14 protein-coding genes are annotated in these 13,671 nt (G+C 59.3%); 4 read left to right on the forward strand and 10 right to left on the reverse strand.

The annotated features are described in order from the left end of the window. Positions 1–74: 74 nt before the first annotated feature. The 4 genes from DW003_RS06540 to DW003_RS06555 form a co-directional block, all read right to left on the reverse strand. Positions 75–734, reverse strand: a complete 660-nt coding sequence (locus tag DW003_RS06540) for an HAD family phosphatase (protein WP_316242816.1) — start codon at positions 732–734, stop codon at positions 75–77. A 64-nt stretch (positions 735–798) separates the two neighbouring features. Next, positions 799–1,641: a Cof-type HAD-IIB family hydrolase gene (locus DW003_RS06545; RefSeq protein ID WP_117803851.1), complete on the reverse strand. Its 843-nt coding sequence runs from the start codon at positions 1,639–1,641 to the stop codon at positions 799–801. Between the two features lie 236 nt (positions 1,642–1,877). After that, positions 1,878–3,572, reverse strand: coding sequence for a glucose-6-phosphate isomerase (pgi, locus tag DW003_RS06550; protein WP_117564424.1), 1,695 nt, complete (start codon positions 3,570–3,572; stop codon positions 1,878–1,880). Between the two features lie 199 nt (positions 3,573–3,771). After that, entirely contained in the window at positions 3,772–4,296 is a 525-nt protein-coding gene (locus tag DW003_RS06555; RefSeq protein ID WP_099431475.1) for an iron-containing alcohol dehydrogenase, read from the reverse strand. Between the two features lie 223 nt (positions 4,297–4,519). On the opposite strand from DW003_RS06555, the gene DW003_RS06560 reads away from it, so the two are divergent. Both DW003_RS06560 and DW003_RS06565 read left to right on the forward strand, forming a co-directional pair. Continuing rightward, positions 4,520–6,025, forward strand: coding sequence for a DNA repair protein (locus tag DW003_RS06560; RefSeq protein ID WP_117640803.1), 1,506 nt, complete (start codon positions 4,520–4,522; stop codon positions 6,023–6,025). Then, a complete protein-coding gene (locus tag DW003_RS06565; RefSeq protein WP_233503836.1) occupies positions 6,018–6,443 on the forward strand; it encodes a hypothetical protein in 426 nt (141 codons plus the stop codon). The genes DW003_RS06560 and DW003_RS06565 overlap by 8 nt, the downstream gene beginning before the upstream one ends. A 26-nt stretch (positions 6,444–6,469) precedes the next feature. Here the strand turns inward: DW003_RS06565 and DW003_RS06570 are convergent, their stop codons facing one another. Continuing rightward, a complete protein-coding gene (locus tag DW003_RS06570) occupies positions 6,470–6,853 on the reverse strand; it encodes a heavy-metal-associated domain-containing protein (RefSeq protein ID WP_089573009.1) in 384 nt (127 codons plus the stop codon). A 174-nt stretch (positions 6,854–7,027) separates the two neighbouring features. Here DW003_RS06570 and DW003_RS06575 point away from each other — a divergent pair, with 174 nt between their 5' ends. Together DW003_RS06575 and DW003_RS06580 are read left to right on the forward strand one after the other, a co-directional pair. Continuing rightward, on the forward strand, positions 7,028–7,732 hold the full coding sequence (locus DW003_RS06575; RefSeq protein WP_118388182.1) for a DUF3793 family protein: 705 nt from the start codon (positions 7,028–7,030) through the stop codon (positions 7,730–7,732). Positions 7,733–7,778: 46 nt separating this feature from the next. Continuing rightward, a complete protein-coding gene (locus tag DW003_RS06580) occupies positions 7,779–8,198 on the forward strand; it encodes a flavodoxin (protein ID WP_089573004.1) in 420 nt (139 codons plus the stop codon). 116 nt (positions 8,199–8,314) lie between these two features. On the opposite strand, the gene DW003_RS06585 is transcribed toward DW003_RS06580, so the two are convergent. From DW003_RS06585 to DW003_RS06605, 5 genes are all read right to left on the reverse strand, one after another. Then, the gene (locus DW003_RS06585; protein WP_055251428.1) at positions 8,315–9,067 is read right to left on the reverse strand and encodes an amino acid ABC transporter ATP-binding protein; all 753 of its coding nucleotides are present in this window, start codon (positions 9,065–9,067) and stop codon (positions 8,315–8,317) included. 12 nt (positions 9,068–9,079) lie between these two features. Beyond that, on the reverse strand, positions 9,080–10,441 hold the full coding sequence (locus DW003_RS06590) for an amino acid ABC transporter permease (RefSeq protein ID WP_233545537.1): 1,362 nt from the start codon (positions 10,439–10,441) through the stop codon (positions 9,080–9,082). A 116-nt stretch (positions 10,442–10,557) separates the two neighbouring features. Beyond that, complete coding sequence (locus DW003_RS06595; RefSeq protein WP_117635438.1) at positions 10,558–11,418, reverse strand: ABC transporter substrate-binding protein; 861 nt, start codon at positions 11,416–11,418, stop codon at positions 10,558–10,560. A 147-nt stretch (positions 11,419–11,565) separates the two neighbouring features. After that, positions 11,566–12,432: a deoxyribonuclease IV gene (locus DW003_RS06600; protein WP_118388184.1), complete on the reverse strand. Its 867-nt coding sequence runs from the start codon at positions 12,430–12,432 to the stop codon at positions 11,566–11,568. Positions 12,433–12,579: 147 nt separating this feature from the next. Next, positions 12,580–13,599 (reverse strand): Gfo/Idh/MocA family protein, encoded by a 1,020-nt coding sequence (locus tag DW003_RS06605; protein WP_233545538.1) that lies wholly within the window; start codon positions 13,597–13,599, stop codon positions 12,580–12,582. Positions 13,600–13,671: the final 72 nt, after the last annotated feature.

The following is a 13,671-nucleotide window of genomic DNA, read 5'->3' on the forward strand; positions in this document are numbered from 1 at the left end:
TTACTAAATTAGTGACAGTACTCATATTTGGCATTTTTTGTCCACGAACCCCTAAAGAGCCTCCAACAGACCCCCTAAGAAAGCTCAAGCAGCTCGGGCAGCTGGTCGATAATCTTGTCCGCGGCATCCTGGCTAAAGCCAAAGCGTTCCTCGCGCTTGGCAACGACCGTCAGGCCGGCTCGCTTGCCGGCAGTGATGCCAGGCACCGAATCCTCAACGCAGCAGCAGCGATTCGCGGGCAGCCCCAGCAGGTCCAGCGCATGCAGGTAGATGTCGGGCTCGGGCTTACTCTCCTTAAACTGCTCGCCGCTCACCACATACTCAAAGGCATCCGACAGCCCGCACGCGTTGAGCACTTCCTCGATGCTATCCATGGGAGACGAGCTGGCAAGCGCCACGCGAACGCCACGGCGCGGCAGCTCTCGAATCGTATCCACGGCGCCTGGGTTAATCAAAGCCTGATAGTCGCGCGGACGCTTATGCGCCCACTCGTCCCAACGGGCCAACGCTTCCTCGCCAGTGAAATGCCCCTTACCGGCGCGCTCAAACCAATCGACCAGCATATGCAGGAAGAACTGATGCGAGGTACCGACTTGCCCATTCAACTCCTCTTGAGTCAGGTTAAGCCCAAGCTCCTTGGCAAACGCGGCAGTCTCGCCCAGGTAGTAATACTCGGTATCGACAATGACACCGTCCATGTCAAAGATAACGGCGTCGAACGGAAATGCGGACACGGCACCCTCCCTAACAAAAGGGCGCCCGCAAGCAGGCGCCCAAACCATGCATTAATCGGCGATTCTAACCCAGCAGCTTATCCAGCGCCACTGCAATACCGTCTTCGTTGTTATTGGCGGTTACCATCTGGGCAACTGCCTTAACCTCATCGACGGCGTTGCCCATGGCAACACCGGTGCCGGCCCACTCAATCATGGACTTGTCGTTCTGGCCGTCGCCAAACGAGACGACCTCGCTGGCATCGATACCGAGCTTGGGCAGGGCACCCTCGAGCGCACGGGCTTTGTCGATACCGGGCGCCGTGTACTCAAAGTACCAGTCGGCCGTAAACATGCCCGAAAGCGTCTGGGTAAAGGGCGCATACATCTCCTCGTAATGCGCCTGCAGGTAGGTCGGATCACCCGCCGTCAGCAGCTTGTCCACGGGATAAGTGTCCACGACCTCATGCAAGCTCTCGACCTCGCGAATCTTAAGATCGCACGCATCGCGCTCATACTTGACGATATTCTTCTGCAAGCCGTCAGGCAGCGTGATCATGCAATGGTACGAGTCCTCGACGTGCAAATCGCGACCGAGCGAAATCATAGGGATCACGTCGAAATTGCGCAGATGATCAATCAGACGGTGCAGCTCGTCAGCCGGCATGGCCTGGTCAAAAAGGACCTCATCGGTCTGAGCGTCGACCACATGCGCGCCATTAAAGGCAACTAGCAGACCGTCATGGTTTTGAAGGTCGAGCTCCTGCGCCAAGGCGTGCAACCCCCATGCGGGACGGCCCGAAGCCAAGATGAGCTTAATGCCCGACTCCTGCGTCGCGAGCAGCTTCTCGCGCGTACGCGGGCTGATGACCTTTTGGTCGTTGGTGAGCGTACCGTCGATATCCATTGCGATGGCTTTGATTGCCATATATGCCTCCCTGTCATTGAACAACCTTGTCTGAGCCATCATACAGAACACCCACGGCGGCGCTGTTTGCAACGGGAAAAATGTCATATTGTCCCGAACATGAACGGCGCGCCTTCGACGATTGCGATGCCCGTCGAGGCGCCTCCCGATACATTCCATCCTATCCAAATAGCAAGGGGCCCGTACCCCAACGGATACGGGCCCCTTTCAGCCATAAGCCAACTCAGCCGTAAAGACTACTTGCGATGAGCGCGATAGAACTCGATGAGCGCCTGGGTCGAAGCGTCCTGCTCGGCCTTGGCGGCGTCGTCGTGGAAGGCCGGGGTGATCTGCTTGGCAAGCTGCTTGCCCAGCTCGACGCCCCACTGGTCGTAGGAGTCGATGCCCCAGACCGTGCCCTCGACAAACGTGATGTGCTCGTACAGGGCGATGAGCTCGCCGAGTGCGAACGGGGTCAGCGTGTCGCCGAAGATCGAGGTCGTCGGACGGTTGCCCTCAAAGCAGCGGGCCGGGACGATCTGCTCGGGCGTGCCCTCGGCACGAACCTCGTCGGCCGTCTTACCAAAGGCGAGCGCCTTGGTCTGGGCCAGGAAGTTGCCCAGGAACAGCTCGTGGACGTCCTGGCCGCTGTCGGTTGCGGGGTTGGCAGTGTTGGCGAAAGCGATAAAGTCGGCCGGGACCACCACGGTGCCCTGGTGCAGCAGCTGGTAGAAGGCGTGCTGACCGTTGGTACCGGGCTCGCCCCAGAAGATCTCACCGGTATCGGAGGTCACAGCGCTGCCGTCCCAGCGGACGTGCTTGCCGTTGGACTCCATGGTGAGCTGTTGCAGGTAGGCCGGGAAGCGGTGCAGATACTGGCAGTACGGCAGCACGGCGTGGCTCTTGGAACCGAAGAAGTTGACGTACCAGACGTTGAGCAGGCCCATCAGCGCGACGGCGTTGTTCTCGAGCGGGGTGTTGCAGAAGTACTCGTCGATGGCGTGGAAGCCCTCAAGGAACTGCTGGAAGCGCTCGGGGCCGAGCACGACGATCAGCGACAGGCCCACGGCGGAGTCGACAGAGTAGCGGCCGCCGACCCAGTTCCAGAAACCAAAAGCGTTGGCGGGGTCGATGCCGAAGGCCTCGACCTTCTCGAGTGCGGTGGAAACGGCGACAAAGTGCTTGGCCACGGCCTCGGCGTTCTGCTCATCGGAGCCGTCGATGGCACCCTGAGCCTTGAGCTGCTCGAGCATCCAGGTCTTGACCTCACGAGCGTTGGTGAGGGTCTCGAGCGTGGTGAAAGTCTTGGAGACGATAATCACGAGCGTGGTCTCGGGATCGAGGCCCTTGAGCTTCTCTGCCTGATCGTTGGGGTCGATGTTGGAGATGTAGCGGCAGTCAATACCGGCGTCGGCGTAGGGACGCAGGGCCTCGTAGGCCATGACCGGGCCCAGATCGGAGCCGCCGATGCCGATGGACACCAGGTGCTCGATCTTTTTGCCGGTAACACCCTTCCACTCACCGGAGCGCACGCGCTCGGCGAAGGCATACATGCGGTCGAGAACCTCGTGCACGTCGGCGACGACGTCCTGGCCGTCGACGATGAGCTGGCCCTTCTCGCTTGCCGGGCGGCGCAGCGCGGTGTGCAGGACGGCGCGGTCCTCGGTGGTGTTGATGTGCTCGCCGGAGAACATGGCGTCGCGGCGCTCCTCGAGCTTCACCTCGCGGGCAAGATCGCACAGCAGCTTGACGGTCTCATCAGTCACCAGGTTCTTGGACAGGTCGAAGTGCAGGTCACCGGCGTCAAAGCTCAGCTTGTTCACGCGCTCGGCATCGGCGGCGAACCAGGCCTTGAGGTCGATACCCTCGGCCTCGAGCTTCTCCTGATGGGCCTCGAGCGCCTTCCAAGCGGCAGTCGACGTAGCATCGATAGGTGCGGCAACAGTTGCCATAGAGTCCTCCTCAGCATACGGGCGCACGCCTCCATGCGCCCGGACATTCAGATGCCACTATTCTAGCGCAGGTCAAGACTATAATCAGCGAGCGTTGCCAATCGGCCCCCAAACGGCAACCGACCAAAAAGGGACAGGTTTAATTTGGCAGGTCAAACGCTTTACCAATCAAAAATAACCTATCCCTTTATGCCAAATATTAGGCCGCAGCGCAGACGCTACCGAGCAACTCACGCAGAGGAGACCCGATGCCCTCCAGCAGTTCGGGCGCGATGATGGCAAAAACGGGAACCTCGCCGGCCCCCACGACGGCAGGCACCTTGCCCTCCGAGACGATACATCCATAAGGGACAAAACCGTCTTCGCCGACATCGAGCGCCGCCATGCGACGGGCGAGCTCGCGCGCAAAGCCGGCAGTATCGGCATCGCCAATCGCCAAGACAAAGTCCACGCCTTCGTCGGTCGCCAGGGCCACGGCTTCGTCGATCAGCTCGTCTCCTCCGTCGCCTTCAACCGAGCCGCAGCGGAAAAGCACGCGCTCGAGCAGGGCGCGATCGAGCGAGCCCAGCGCCGCCGAAACGAGCTCATCACGCGTGTGCTTGTCGCCTCCCAGCACGACCAGTGCCTTGGTGCCGCCATAGTGGGCAACCAATCGCCCGCACCAGCGAGCCACATCCCCATCCGCAACCAAGCGCGTCGGCATACCAAACCCATAGTTGACCATTATCCCCACAACCCTTCCGTGCTTTATGGTGGTATCAATCGTTAGCCTCATGCTACGAAGCGAGCTTTTCCGAGCTGTTTCGCGCTCTTTAGGGCTGCGTTAAAAACCCGATGCAACCGCACGACCATACCTGCCAAATAGGGACAGGTTTTGACGGTGTCCGGTCGAGCAGGTATTATCGAACAGGTATTCGATAAGAACATGTGTTTGATGGGAGGCTCGGATGGAGCACGAGCAGCACACCTACATCTGCATCGACCTCAAGACGTTTTATGCCAGCGTCGAGTGCGTCGATCGTGGGCTCGATCCGCTCACCACCAACCTGGTCGTTGCCGACGAATCGCGCGGACGCACGACCATCTGTCTCGCTATCACGCAGACCATGAAGGACCTCGGGATACACAACCGCTGCCGTCTATTCGAGATTCCCGACGGCATCGACTACATCAAAGCAGTGCCGCGCATGCAACACTACATGGAGGTGTCGGCGCAAATCTACGGCGTCTATCTGGAATACGTCAGCCCCCAGGACGTGCACGTCTACTCCATCGATGAGTGCTTTATCGACGTGACGCCCTATCTGGACCTTTATCACACCGATGCCGAAGGGTTCGCCTGCATGTTGCGCGACGAGGTCTTGGGGCGCACCGGCATCACGGCGACGGTCGGTATCGGCCCCAACCTATTCCAGGCCAAGGTGGCGCTCGACATCACCGCCAAGCACGTAGCCAGCCGCATTGGCGTACTCGACGACGAGATCTTTCGCAAGGAGATCTGGCCCCATCGCCCCATCACCGACATCTGGGGCATCGGCCCCGGCGTGGCGGCCCGTCTCGAGAAATACGGCGTCTACGACCTGATGGGCGTCGCCGCACTCGACGAGAACCTGCTCTACGACGAACTCGGCGTCAACGCCGAATATCTCATCGACCACGCCTTCGGGCGCGAGCCGACAACCATCGCCGATATCCAAGCCTATCGCCCGCAAGCGACCTCGACCACCACAGGACAGGTGCTCTCGAAGGGCTATGCCTACGAGCAGGCCTACACCGTCTTGCGCGAAATGGTCGACAACGCCGTGTTGGATCTAGTCGATAAGCACGTGGTCTGCGACAGCATCTCGCTCTTTGTGGGCTACGCGAGCGAGCGCGCCGACATACGCCGGCTCAACGCCAGCGGCACGGCGCAGTATATAGACGGCTGCGGACACTTGCGCTCGAGCACCTCGGGCATCGAGCCCGCAGCGACCGACGGCCCCGAGCTCGCGCCCCGTGCTCCCAAGCCCGTCCAGCGCGATGACGAAAGGCGTCGCCTGGTGCGCGAAGCGCAGGCAATCGATGGCATCTTTGTGGGAGAGCATGGCGGCAAACCGCGTGGTGGCTATGCCGCACTCTTTGCGCACTCCAACGCCTCGCGAAAGCTGCCCGAGCGCACTAATTCGTTTAAGAAAATCATGGGGTATTTCGATGACCTTTGGGCACAAACGGTCGATCCCAAACGACCGGTCAAGCGCATCAACCTGGGATTTGGCAATCTTGTGCCCGAGGAATTTGCCACCATCGATCTGTTCAGCGATATCGAGGCCGATGAGCGCGAGCGCGACCTGGCGCGCGCCGTCCTGGCCGTGAAAGGCAAGTACGGCAAGAACGCGCTCGTCAAGGGATTAAGCTTTACCGCCGGCGCCACCGCGCGCGAACGCAACGGCCAAGTTGGAGGACATCGTGCCTAAACCCAAGCAGCAGCCCGTGCGCCCGCCGACCGCCTTCGAGCGCCTGGCGGACCCCGAGGGCAGACGCCGCGCCGCCGACCCCAACCTCACTGCCAACGGTGCCGTGCGCGCCAACCGCGCCGCACAGTTTATGCCCTTTGCCGCCCTCACGGGATACTACGAACTCGTGCGCAAGCAGGAAATCACCGTCGAGTCAAAACGTGAGCTCACGGAAGAAAAAGCCCTCGTACTTTCTAAAAAGCTCGAGGGTCTCAAACGTGGCGACTTGGTTCGTGTCACCTATTACGATACATACGGCTATCGCAGCCGCACCGGCATCCTCGACGAGGCGCTCCCCGCCTTCAAGCTCCTCAAGCTCCGAGACATCGCCATCGACTTCGACGACATCCAAGACATCGAACTGCGCGGACGAGCCTAGCCAAGGAAGCGCACCCAGAGCGACGCTTACAGCGTCATGACGTAGTAACCCGCATCTCTCACGGCAGTCTCAAGGACACCGCGATTGATCGGGCGCTTGGAGCGCACACGCGCTGTGTGGTCCGCGTACGTTACCGTAGCCCACACACCATCCAGCGCATTGAGGGCATTGGCTACGTTCTGAGCGCAGCCTTCACAGCTCATGCCGCCGATGAGCAGCTCATCGCTATAGGGATAGTGTGACGCATCGGTATCCACCACAACAACCTTTTTGGCCTTCTTGCCGCTCGCACCATCGCTGCAACAACTCTTCCCGTGTGTCGAAGCGGCAATGCGACGCAGTCCAAAAAACATGCCGACGGCAATGACGGCCAGCACGATGAGATTCGCAGGGTTGAGCAAGTCACTCATGCGCTCCCCTTTCAAGTAGCACTATCTAGATACCCCCATGGGGTGTCCCCATCTTAACCCAAAATCATGTCTGTTCGGTCAATTAGTTTCCCTCTTCAAACTTTTTTGTTGACCATGGCTTACTTTCGTGTATAAGTTTTCCTAGGCTAACAGTTTAGATTCGTAAGGAGCGCCGTGACTCGAACCATAGACATCCCAACGTTTCAGGCAGCAGTCGTGCGCAACTGCTCTCCCACGCTCGCGGGCATCAAGCCGGCATCGCTCTTTACCTATCCAGGCACCTACGCCCACGGGGACGGCTCGACCACAACCGAAACCATCGCAGAACGCCGCGCGCGCCTGCTCAACGTTATCGCCCAGTGCAATCGCGAGCTTGACCCGCTCGGCATCCACCTGAGTGTTTTGGTCTGGCGGCCCTGCGGAGCACTCGTGTACGTGTACCGAGCCAAAAGCCTCGCCACCTATTTCGCAGACCCTCGCGCCCAAACAGCGCTCGCCTCGGAAGGCTACGACACGAGAGACCTTTCGACATGCCTTGTGCATTTGGCATCACGCATCACGCTCGCGAGCAATAACGTCGCGGAATGCGCTTGTAGCCAGACTCGATGCGCACTACCCCAGCAAGCTAGCTGCAGCAACGACTGCACCTGCGAGTTTCCGCACGAAATAGGCTACTTCCTTGGATATCCCTACGACGACGTGCACGAGTTTATCGTCCAGCGCGGCGAGAACTACAAGGTCTTTGGAGCTTGGAAGGTCTACACGAATGTCGAGCAAGCGCTTGCGATGTTTGACGCCTACCGCGCTTGCACTCAATACCTCACCTTTGTCTATCAGCAGGGCTGCAGCTTGGCGCAACTTGCCCAGGCAACCCGATAGAACATAGAAGCCGCGGCAACCTGCCGCACAACTGAAAGGACTCAACATGAGCAAGATCGCCGTCGTCTACTGGAGCGGCACGGGCAACACCGAGGCCATGGCAAACCTCGTCGCCGAAGGCGCCACGTCCGCGGGTGCCGAGACTGAGGTCATCCCCTGCGCCGACTTCTCTGCCGACAAGGCCGCCGAATATGATGCCTTCGCCTTCGGCTGCCCCGCCATGGGCTCCGAGGAGCTTGAGTATGACGAGTTTCAGCCTATGTGGGACGAGGTCAAGGAGACCCTCGGCGACAAGAAGGTCGTCCTCTTTGGCTCCTATTCGTGGGCCGAGGGCGAGTGGATGGACAACTGGAAGGCCGACGCCGACGAGGCCGGCGTCAACGTCGTGGACTCCGTCATTTGCTACGATGCGCCCGACGATGAGGGCGAGGTGGCCTGCAAGGCCCTCGGAGCCGAGCTCGCGTAACGAAACCAGGCCTCCAAAAGAGCCTGTATCACAGCGCATCCCCATCCCTACAAAAGAGCGGGGGCTGGATTCAAGTCCAGCCCCCGCTCTTTTGTAACGGCAGTTACATCAACCGGCTACGAAATATTGCCCAAGAACGCCTTGGTGCGCTCGCTCTTGGGGTGGTCGAAGACCTCGCTCGGCGTACCCTCTTCCACAATGACGCCGCCGTCCATAAAGACGACGCGGTCGGCGACATCGCGGGCAAAGCCCATCTCGTGCGTCACGACGATCATGGTCATGCCGTCGCGTGCCAGGTCGCGCATGACACCCAGGACGTCGCGCACGAGCTCGGGGTCGAGCGCCGAGGTGGCCTCGTCAAAGAGCATGACGTGCGGGTTCATCGACAGGGCGCGGGCGATGGCAACGCGCTGCTGCTGACCGCCCGAGAGCTGGCTCGGCATAAAGTCGATACGCTCGGCAAGACCGACCTTGGTCAGCTCCTCGACGGCAATCTTCTCGGCCTCTTCCTTGCTGCGCTTGAGCACCTTCTGCTGCGCGAGCATGACGTTCTTTTTGACTGAGAGGTGCGGGAACAAATTGAACTGCTGGAACACCATGCCCAGATGCGTGCGCACCTTGTTAAGATCGACGCCCTTGGCGCACACGTCCACACCCTCAACGACAATCGAGCCACTCGTAGGATGCTCAAGACGGTTGATGCAGCGAAGCATCGTCGACTTACCCGAGCCCGAGGGACCCAGAACTACGACGACCTCGCCCTTGTGCACATCCAGATCGATATCGCGCAGGACCACGTTATCGCCAAAGGCCTTCTGGAGGTTCTTGATGCTGACGACGACCTCGTTCGAGTTATTGGTTTCGCTCATGATAGGACCTCCTTACAGACCGGCGATGTGGTCGGCGGGCGTCGCGACGACCTGTCCAGCGCTCTTGGCGGGACGCTTCTTCTTGGTTTCGGCCGTCCCCAGAAGCCTCGCCTCAAGACCGCTCACCAAGCGAGCAAGCGGCAGGGTGATGACCAGGTAGAACAGCGCGGCAACCACATACGGCGTAATGGAACCCGTCGTGGCCACGATGGTACGGGCGTTCATGACGATCTCGACCACGCCCACGGCCGCGAGCAGCGACGTATCCTTGTAAAGCAGGATAAACTCGCTGGTCAGCGTAGGCAGGACATTGCGGAACGTCTGCGGAATCATAACGTAGAGCAGCGTCTGGAAGGCGTTCATGCCCAGCGAGCGCGCGGCCTCGTTCTGGCCCTTGGGGATCGACTGAATACCGGCGCGGAAGATCTCGCACAGGTAGGCGGACGAGTTCATGGCCATGACGATGACGCCCAGCACATAATCGTCAACCTTGACGCCGGCCAGCGGCAGGCCAAAGAACGCGATGTAGATCTGCAGGAACGCCGGCGTACCGCGGATGATATTCACATAGATGCCGGCAAGGCAACGCAGGATGCGCGACTTGGAGATGCGCATGAGTGACAAGGCAAAGCCAAAGGGAATGGCCAACGGAAATGCCACGAGCACGATCGAGAGCGACATGAGGAAGCCTTTGAAGACGATCGGCAGGCTCTGAACCAAAATGACCGGGTTCAGGAACAGGCGAAGGAACATGTTGGAATTCCATGCCTCGACCCACGGCTGCTCCTTAAGGTCGGCCAGGAAGTTATCGAATGCCGTCACGCCCTTAATCTCGACGGAAGGAATCTTGGAGATCTTCTTGGTTGAACCGTCAGCCAACGTGTAGGTGCCGCTAAAATCCTCGTCGCCGCCCTCGACGGGGAAGGTCACGCCGTAGACCTCGACACGGAAAAAACCGCCGGCGGGCGCCGTCTCGCCAAAATCGATCTTGAGCGTCTGGCCGTCGACCTTGCACGTAGGCTTCATGGGCGTACGGTCCATAAGGTCATCGCCCGAGAGCATCGTCAGACGCGTGTCGTCCGCACCAAAGGTCGTGCCGTCGACAAACGTCAGCGAAAGACCGCTCAGTTCCTCATCGGCATCGGCCTGGACCTCCCAAGTGATACGAGTCTCGGTGCCACCGACCACGTCGCTACCCGAACCGGTATTGGGTCGGGCGGTAATCTTTGCGGTCTCAAGTGCCTGAGCAGTCGAGGGCACGCAGGCCCCCGCGCATACCAGGGCGAGCGCCACAGCCAGGGCACAGGCCAGCTTTTGGAGCATCGAGGGCAGTGGATGGCTCTTGCCCATGGCTCCTTGGTTCAATCGAGACAAGGTGGCTCCTAACGTTTAAGTTGCCGACATAACGGGGCAGGATGACGCCCATTCAAGAAACGCAAAGGCCCTCTCCGCCAAAACGGAAAGGGCCCGCGTGCAATCAAGTAGCTATTTTACTTGATGTTGTACTTAGCCATAAGGGCGTCAACGGTACCGTCATCGGTCAGGTCCTTGATGGCCTGGTTGACGTCGTCCTTGAGCTTAGTGTTGCCCTGGTTGATGGCGATGGCGTACTCCTCGCCGGTGCTGATCTGCTTGATGGTCTGGCAGGTGTTGAACTGCTCGGCGGTCAGCTGGCTGGCGACGGAGCGGTTGGTCACCACGGCGTCACCCTTATCGGACTGCAGGGCGCTAAAGCACTCGGTGGCGTCCTTGTAGGGAACAATCTTGGCCTTGGGGAAGTTCTCCTGGGCAAAGGCCTCGGCGGTCGAGCCAGACTGGACGATGATGGTAGCGTCGGCGTTGTTGAGCTTCTCGCTGTAGTTGTCGGCCGTGATGTCGGTGTTATCGACCTTGGTCACGATAGCCTGATCGTCCATGTAGTAGGAATCAGAGAAAGTGACTTCCTTCTCACGCTCGGGCGTGTCGGTGATAGCCGCGATGGAAACGTCATACTTGGCGCCCGAAGCGACGCCCGGAACCAGCGTGTCAAAGTCATTGTTGACATACTCGACATCCAGGCCCAGCTTGTCGCCGATAGCCTTGATGAGCTCAAGGTCAAAGCCCTGATAATCGCCGTTGTCATCCTTGTACTCAAACGGAGCGTACTCGGCAGAGGTGCCGACGGTGAGCGTACCGTCCTTGACGAGTGCATACTCCTTGGAGCCGTCGACCTTCTCGACCTTCGCGTTGTCAGAGCTGCTGGAACCGGCATCGGAACCAGAGGTGGCGTTGGACGAACCACAGCCCGTCAGTGCAAGAGCGAGCGCCATGGCGCCCGTGGCTGCAAACGCGCCAAGCTTCTTGAGCTTCATAATCAGTCTCCTTCCAGTGACCCCGTTTGATTCAGAGGTCTGCAAAAACTGTTGGCTATTATGCACCCGGAATTACGAATCTGCAATGAGAAAACTGATTGAAACAAACCCATAACGTGAATGGAATACTCCACTTAGCAACAGTCATTACTGCTGCAATGACCTTAACAGTTTGATTTCAGCTGCATAACCTGCAAGTTCGTTCGGCGTCTCCAAAATAAATGGAAGTGCACGCAAGCGGCTATTCGATACAATATTCTGCATAACCTGCATACCGCCGCCAAACTCTTCACTACCCAGGTAGCCCTTGCCGATGCACTCGTGGCGATCCTTATGGGCGCCGCAGGGGTTCTTGGAGTCATTGATATGCACGGCGCGCAAGCGCTCGATACCCACCACGCGGTCGAACTCGTCGAGTACGCCGTCCAGGTCATGGATGATGTCGTAGCCAGCATCGCTCACATGGCAGGTGTCCAAACAAACGCCCAGCTTATCGGACAGCTCCGGGCACTTGGCGGCAACGCCCTCGATAATGCGCGCCAGCTCTTCAAAGCTACGGCCCACCTCGGTGCCCTTGCCCGCCATGGTCTCAAGCAATACCGTCGTCTGCTGTCCCTCAAACATCACCTGGCACAGCGTGTCGACAATCATCTGAATGCCGGCGTCTGCCCCCTGTCCCACATGCGCACCGGGATGGAAGTTGTAGTAGTTGCCGGGCAGTGCTTCCAGACGCTGCAAATCTTCCGCCATAGCCTCCAAGGCAAACTCGCGCGCTCGCTCATTAGCGGAGCAGGGGTTATAGGTATACGGGGCATGCGCCACCAGCGGTCCAAAGTCGTTTTGCGCCATAAGCTCGCGCAGAGCCGCCACGTCATCCATGTCAAGGTCTTTTGCCTTGCCACCGCGCGGGTTGCGCGTAAAGAACGCAAAGGTATTGGCACCAATGGACAACGCCGTCTCCCCCATTGCTCGATAGCCCTTCGTCGTCGAAAGATGGCACCCAATCGTCAGCATCTCCAGCTCCCCCTCATCAGTTGCGGTGAAATACGGTCTATTGGTGCCTTATTTTGGCGCAAACAGACCGTATTCCACCGCAAGATATAAAAAGGGGCATCAGGGGCAAGGTCCGCCGACCCCCCCCTTGAGCACCAGCACCGCAGCCTAGAGCGTCAAGCGAATCGCATCGATAATCTGCGCGCAGCGCTGCGTGGCGGCAAGAGGCATAACGGGGCTTTCAAGCTCTCCCGTCTGGACGAGCTGCGTCGCATGCTGAATTTCGCCGTAGAAATCATCGACCTCAAACGGGGCATTAATTTCGAGCATTCGTCCGTCGGAGTACTTCACATGGGCGAGCTCGGGGCGATGGAGGCGCTCGATTTCCACCGAACCCCGTTCGCAGGCAATCGTTAAGCGGCTTTCATATGCTGCTTTGCCGTCGCACACCATATGAATGGGTATACCGCCGACACTCATATGGATCTCATCGGCCCAATCCACGCGGCCGCCTAATACGTCACGCCAGCGAACTTCACGAGACGAAACATCGCACGCACCCGCAAGCAGATCCTCAAACCACCCGACCGCATAGCAGCCCATGTCATATAGACAGCCGCCCTGCAACGGATCGAGCAGATAACTCGAAGGGGGCTCACCATAATCGAGTTTTTGCACGCTTTCGATCGAGACGATACAGCCGAGCTCGCCCGACGCAAGCAAACCCTTCACGCGAGTGCGCATCGGGCAAAACCGATTCTTCATCGCCTCCATAAACAGCACGCCGTGCTCGCGAGAGGCGGAGGAAATCGAGAGAGCCTCTTCCTCACTCAAAACGGCCGGCTTTTCGCACAGCACGGCCTTTCCGGCGCGCAGCGCGCGACAGGCCCAACGCGTATGCATGCCATGCGGAAGAGCCAAGTAGATTGCGTCGACATCGGGGTCGGCAATCAGCGCGTCATAAGCCGCATCGCCGCTACCGTCAGCCGTGGCATAACTGTGCGCGGCATCAATCGAAAACGCCCTGCAAAACCCCTCAACATGCGAAGGGGTGCGACCGGCGGCAGCCACAAGCCGTGCCCCGTCCACCTCCTTGAGCGACGATGCAAATCGATGCGAAATGTGCCCAGCGCCCAAAACGCCCCAACGAACCTCGCGCAAATCATCACATGAATCCCGATGGCCCACGACAGCCCCCTTCAGTTGCGGTGAAATAGTTCCTGTTTAAGCCCCATTCTGCCGCAAACAGGAACTATTCCA

The organism is Collinsella sp. AF36-3AT, from assembly GCF_003475205.1.
Lineage (GTDB): Bacteria > Actinomycetota > Coriobacteriia > Coriobacteriales > Coriobacteriaceae > Collinsella > Collinsella aerofaciens_AF.

Coding starts and splice junctions, on each gene's coding strand:
- DW003_RS06545 (WP_117803851.1), bottom strand. CDS start 1,641: ATGGCAATCAAAGCCATCGCAATGGATATCGACGGTACGCTCACCAAC.
- DW003_RS06555 (WP_099431475.1), bottom strand. CDS start 4,296: ATGGTCAACTATGGGTTTGGTATGCCGACGCGCTTGGTTGCGGATGGG.
- DW003_RS06595 (WP_117635438.1), bottom strand. CDS start 11,418: ATGAAGCTCAAGAAGCTTGGCGCGTTTGCAGCCACGGGCGCCATGGCG.
- DW003_RS06580 (WP_089573004.1), top strand. CDS start 7,779: ATGAGCAAGATCGCCGTCGTCTACTGGAGCGGCACGGGCAACACCGAG.
- DW003_RS06560 (WP_117640803.1), top strand. CDS start 4,520: ATGGAGCACGAGCAGCACACCTACATCTGCATCGACCTCAAGACGTTT.
- pgi (WP_117564424.1), bottom strand. CDS start 3,572: ATGGCAACTGTTGCCGCACCTATCGATGCTACGTCGACTGCCGCTTGG.
- DW003_RS06585 (WP_055251428.1), bottom strand. CDS start 9,067: ATGAGCGAAACCAATAACTCGAACGAGGTCGTCGTCAGCATCAAGAAC.
- DW003_RS06600 (WP_118388184.1), bottom strand. CDS start 12,432: ATGCTGACGATTGGGTGCCATCTTTCGACGACGAAGGGCTATCGAGCA.
- DW003_RS06570 (WP_089573009.1), bottom strand. CDS start 6,853: ATGAGTGACTTGCTCAACCCTGCGAATCTCATCGTGCTGGCCGTCATT.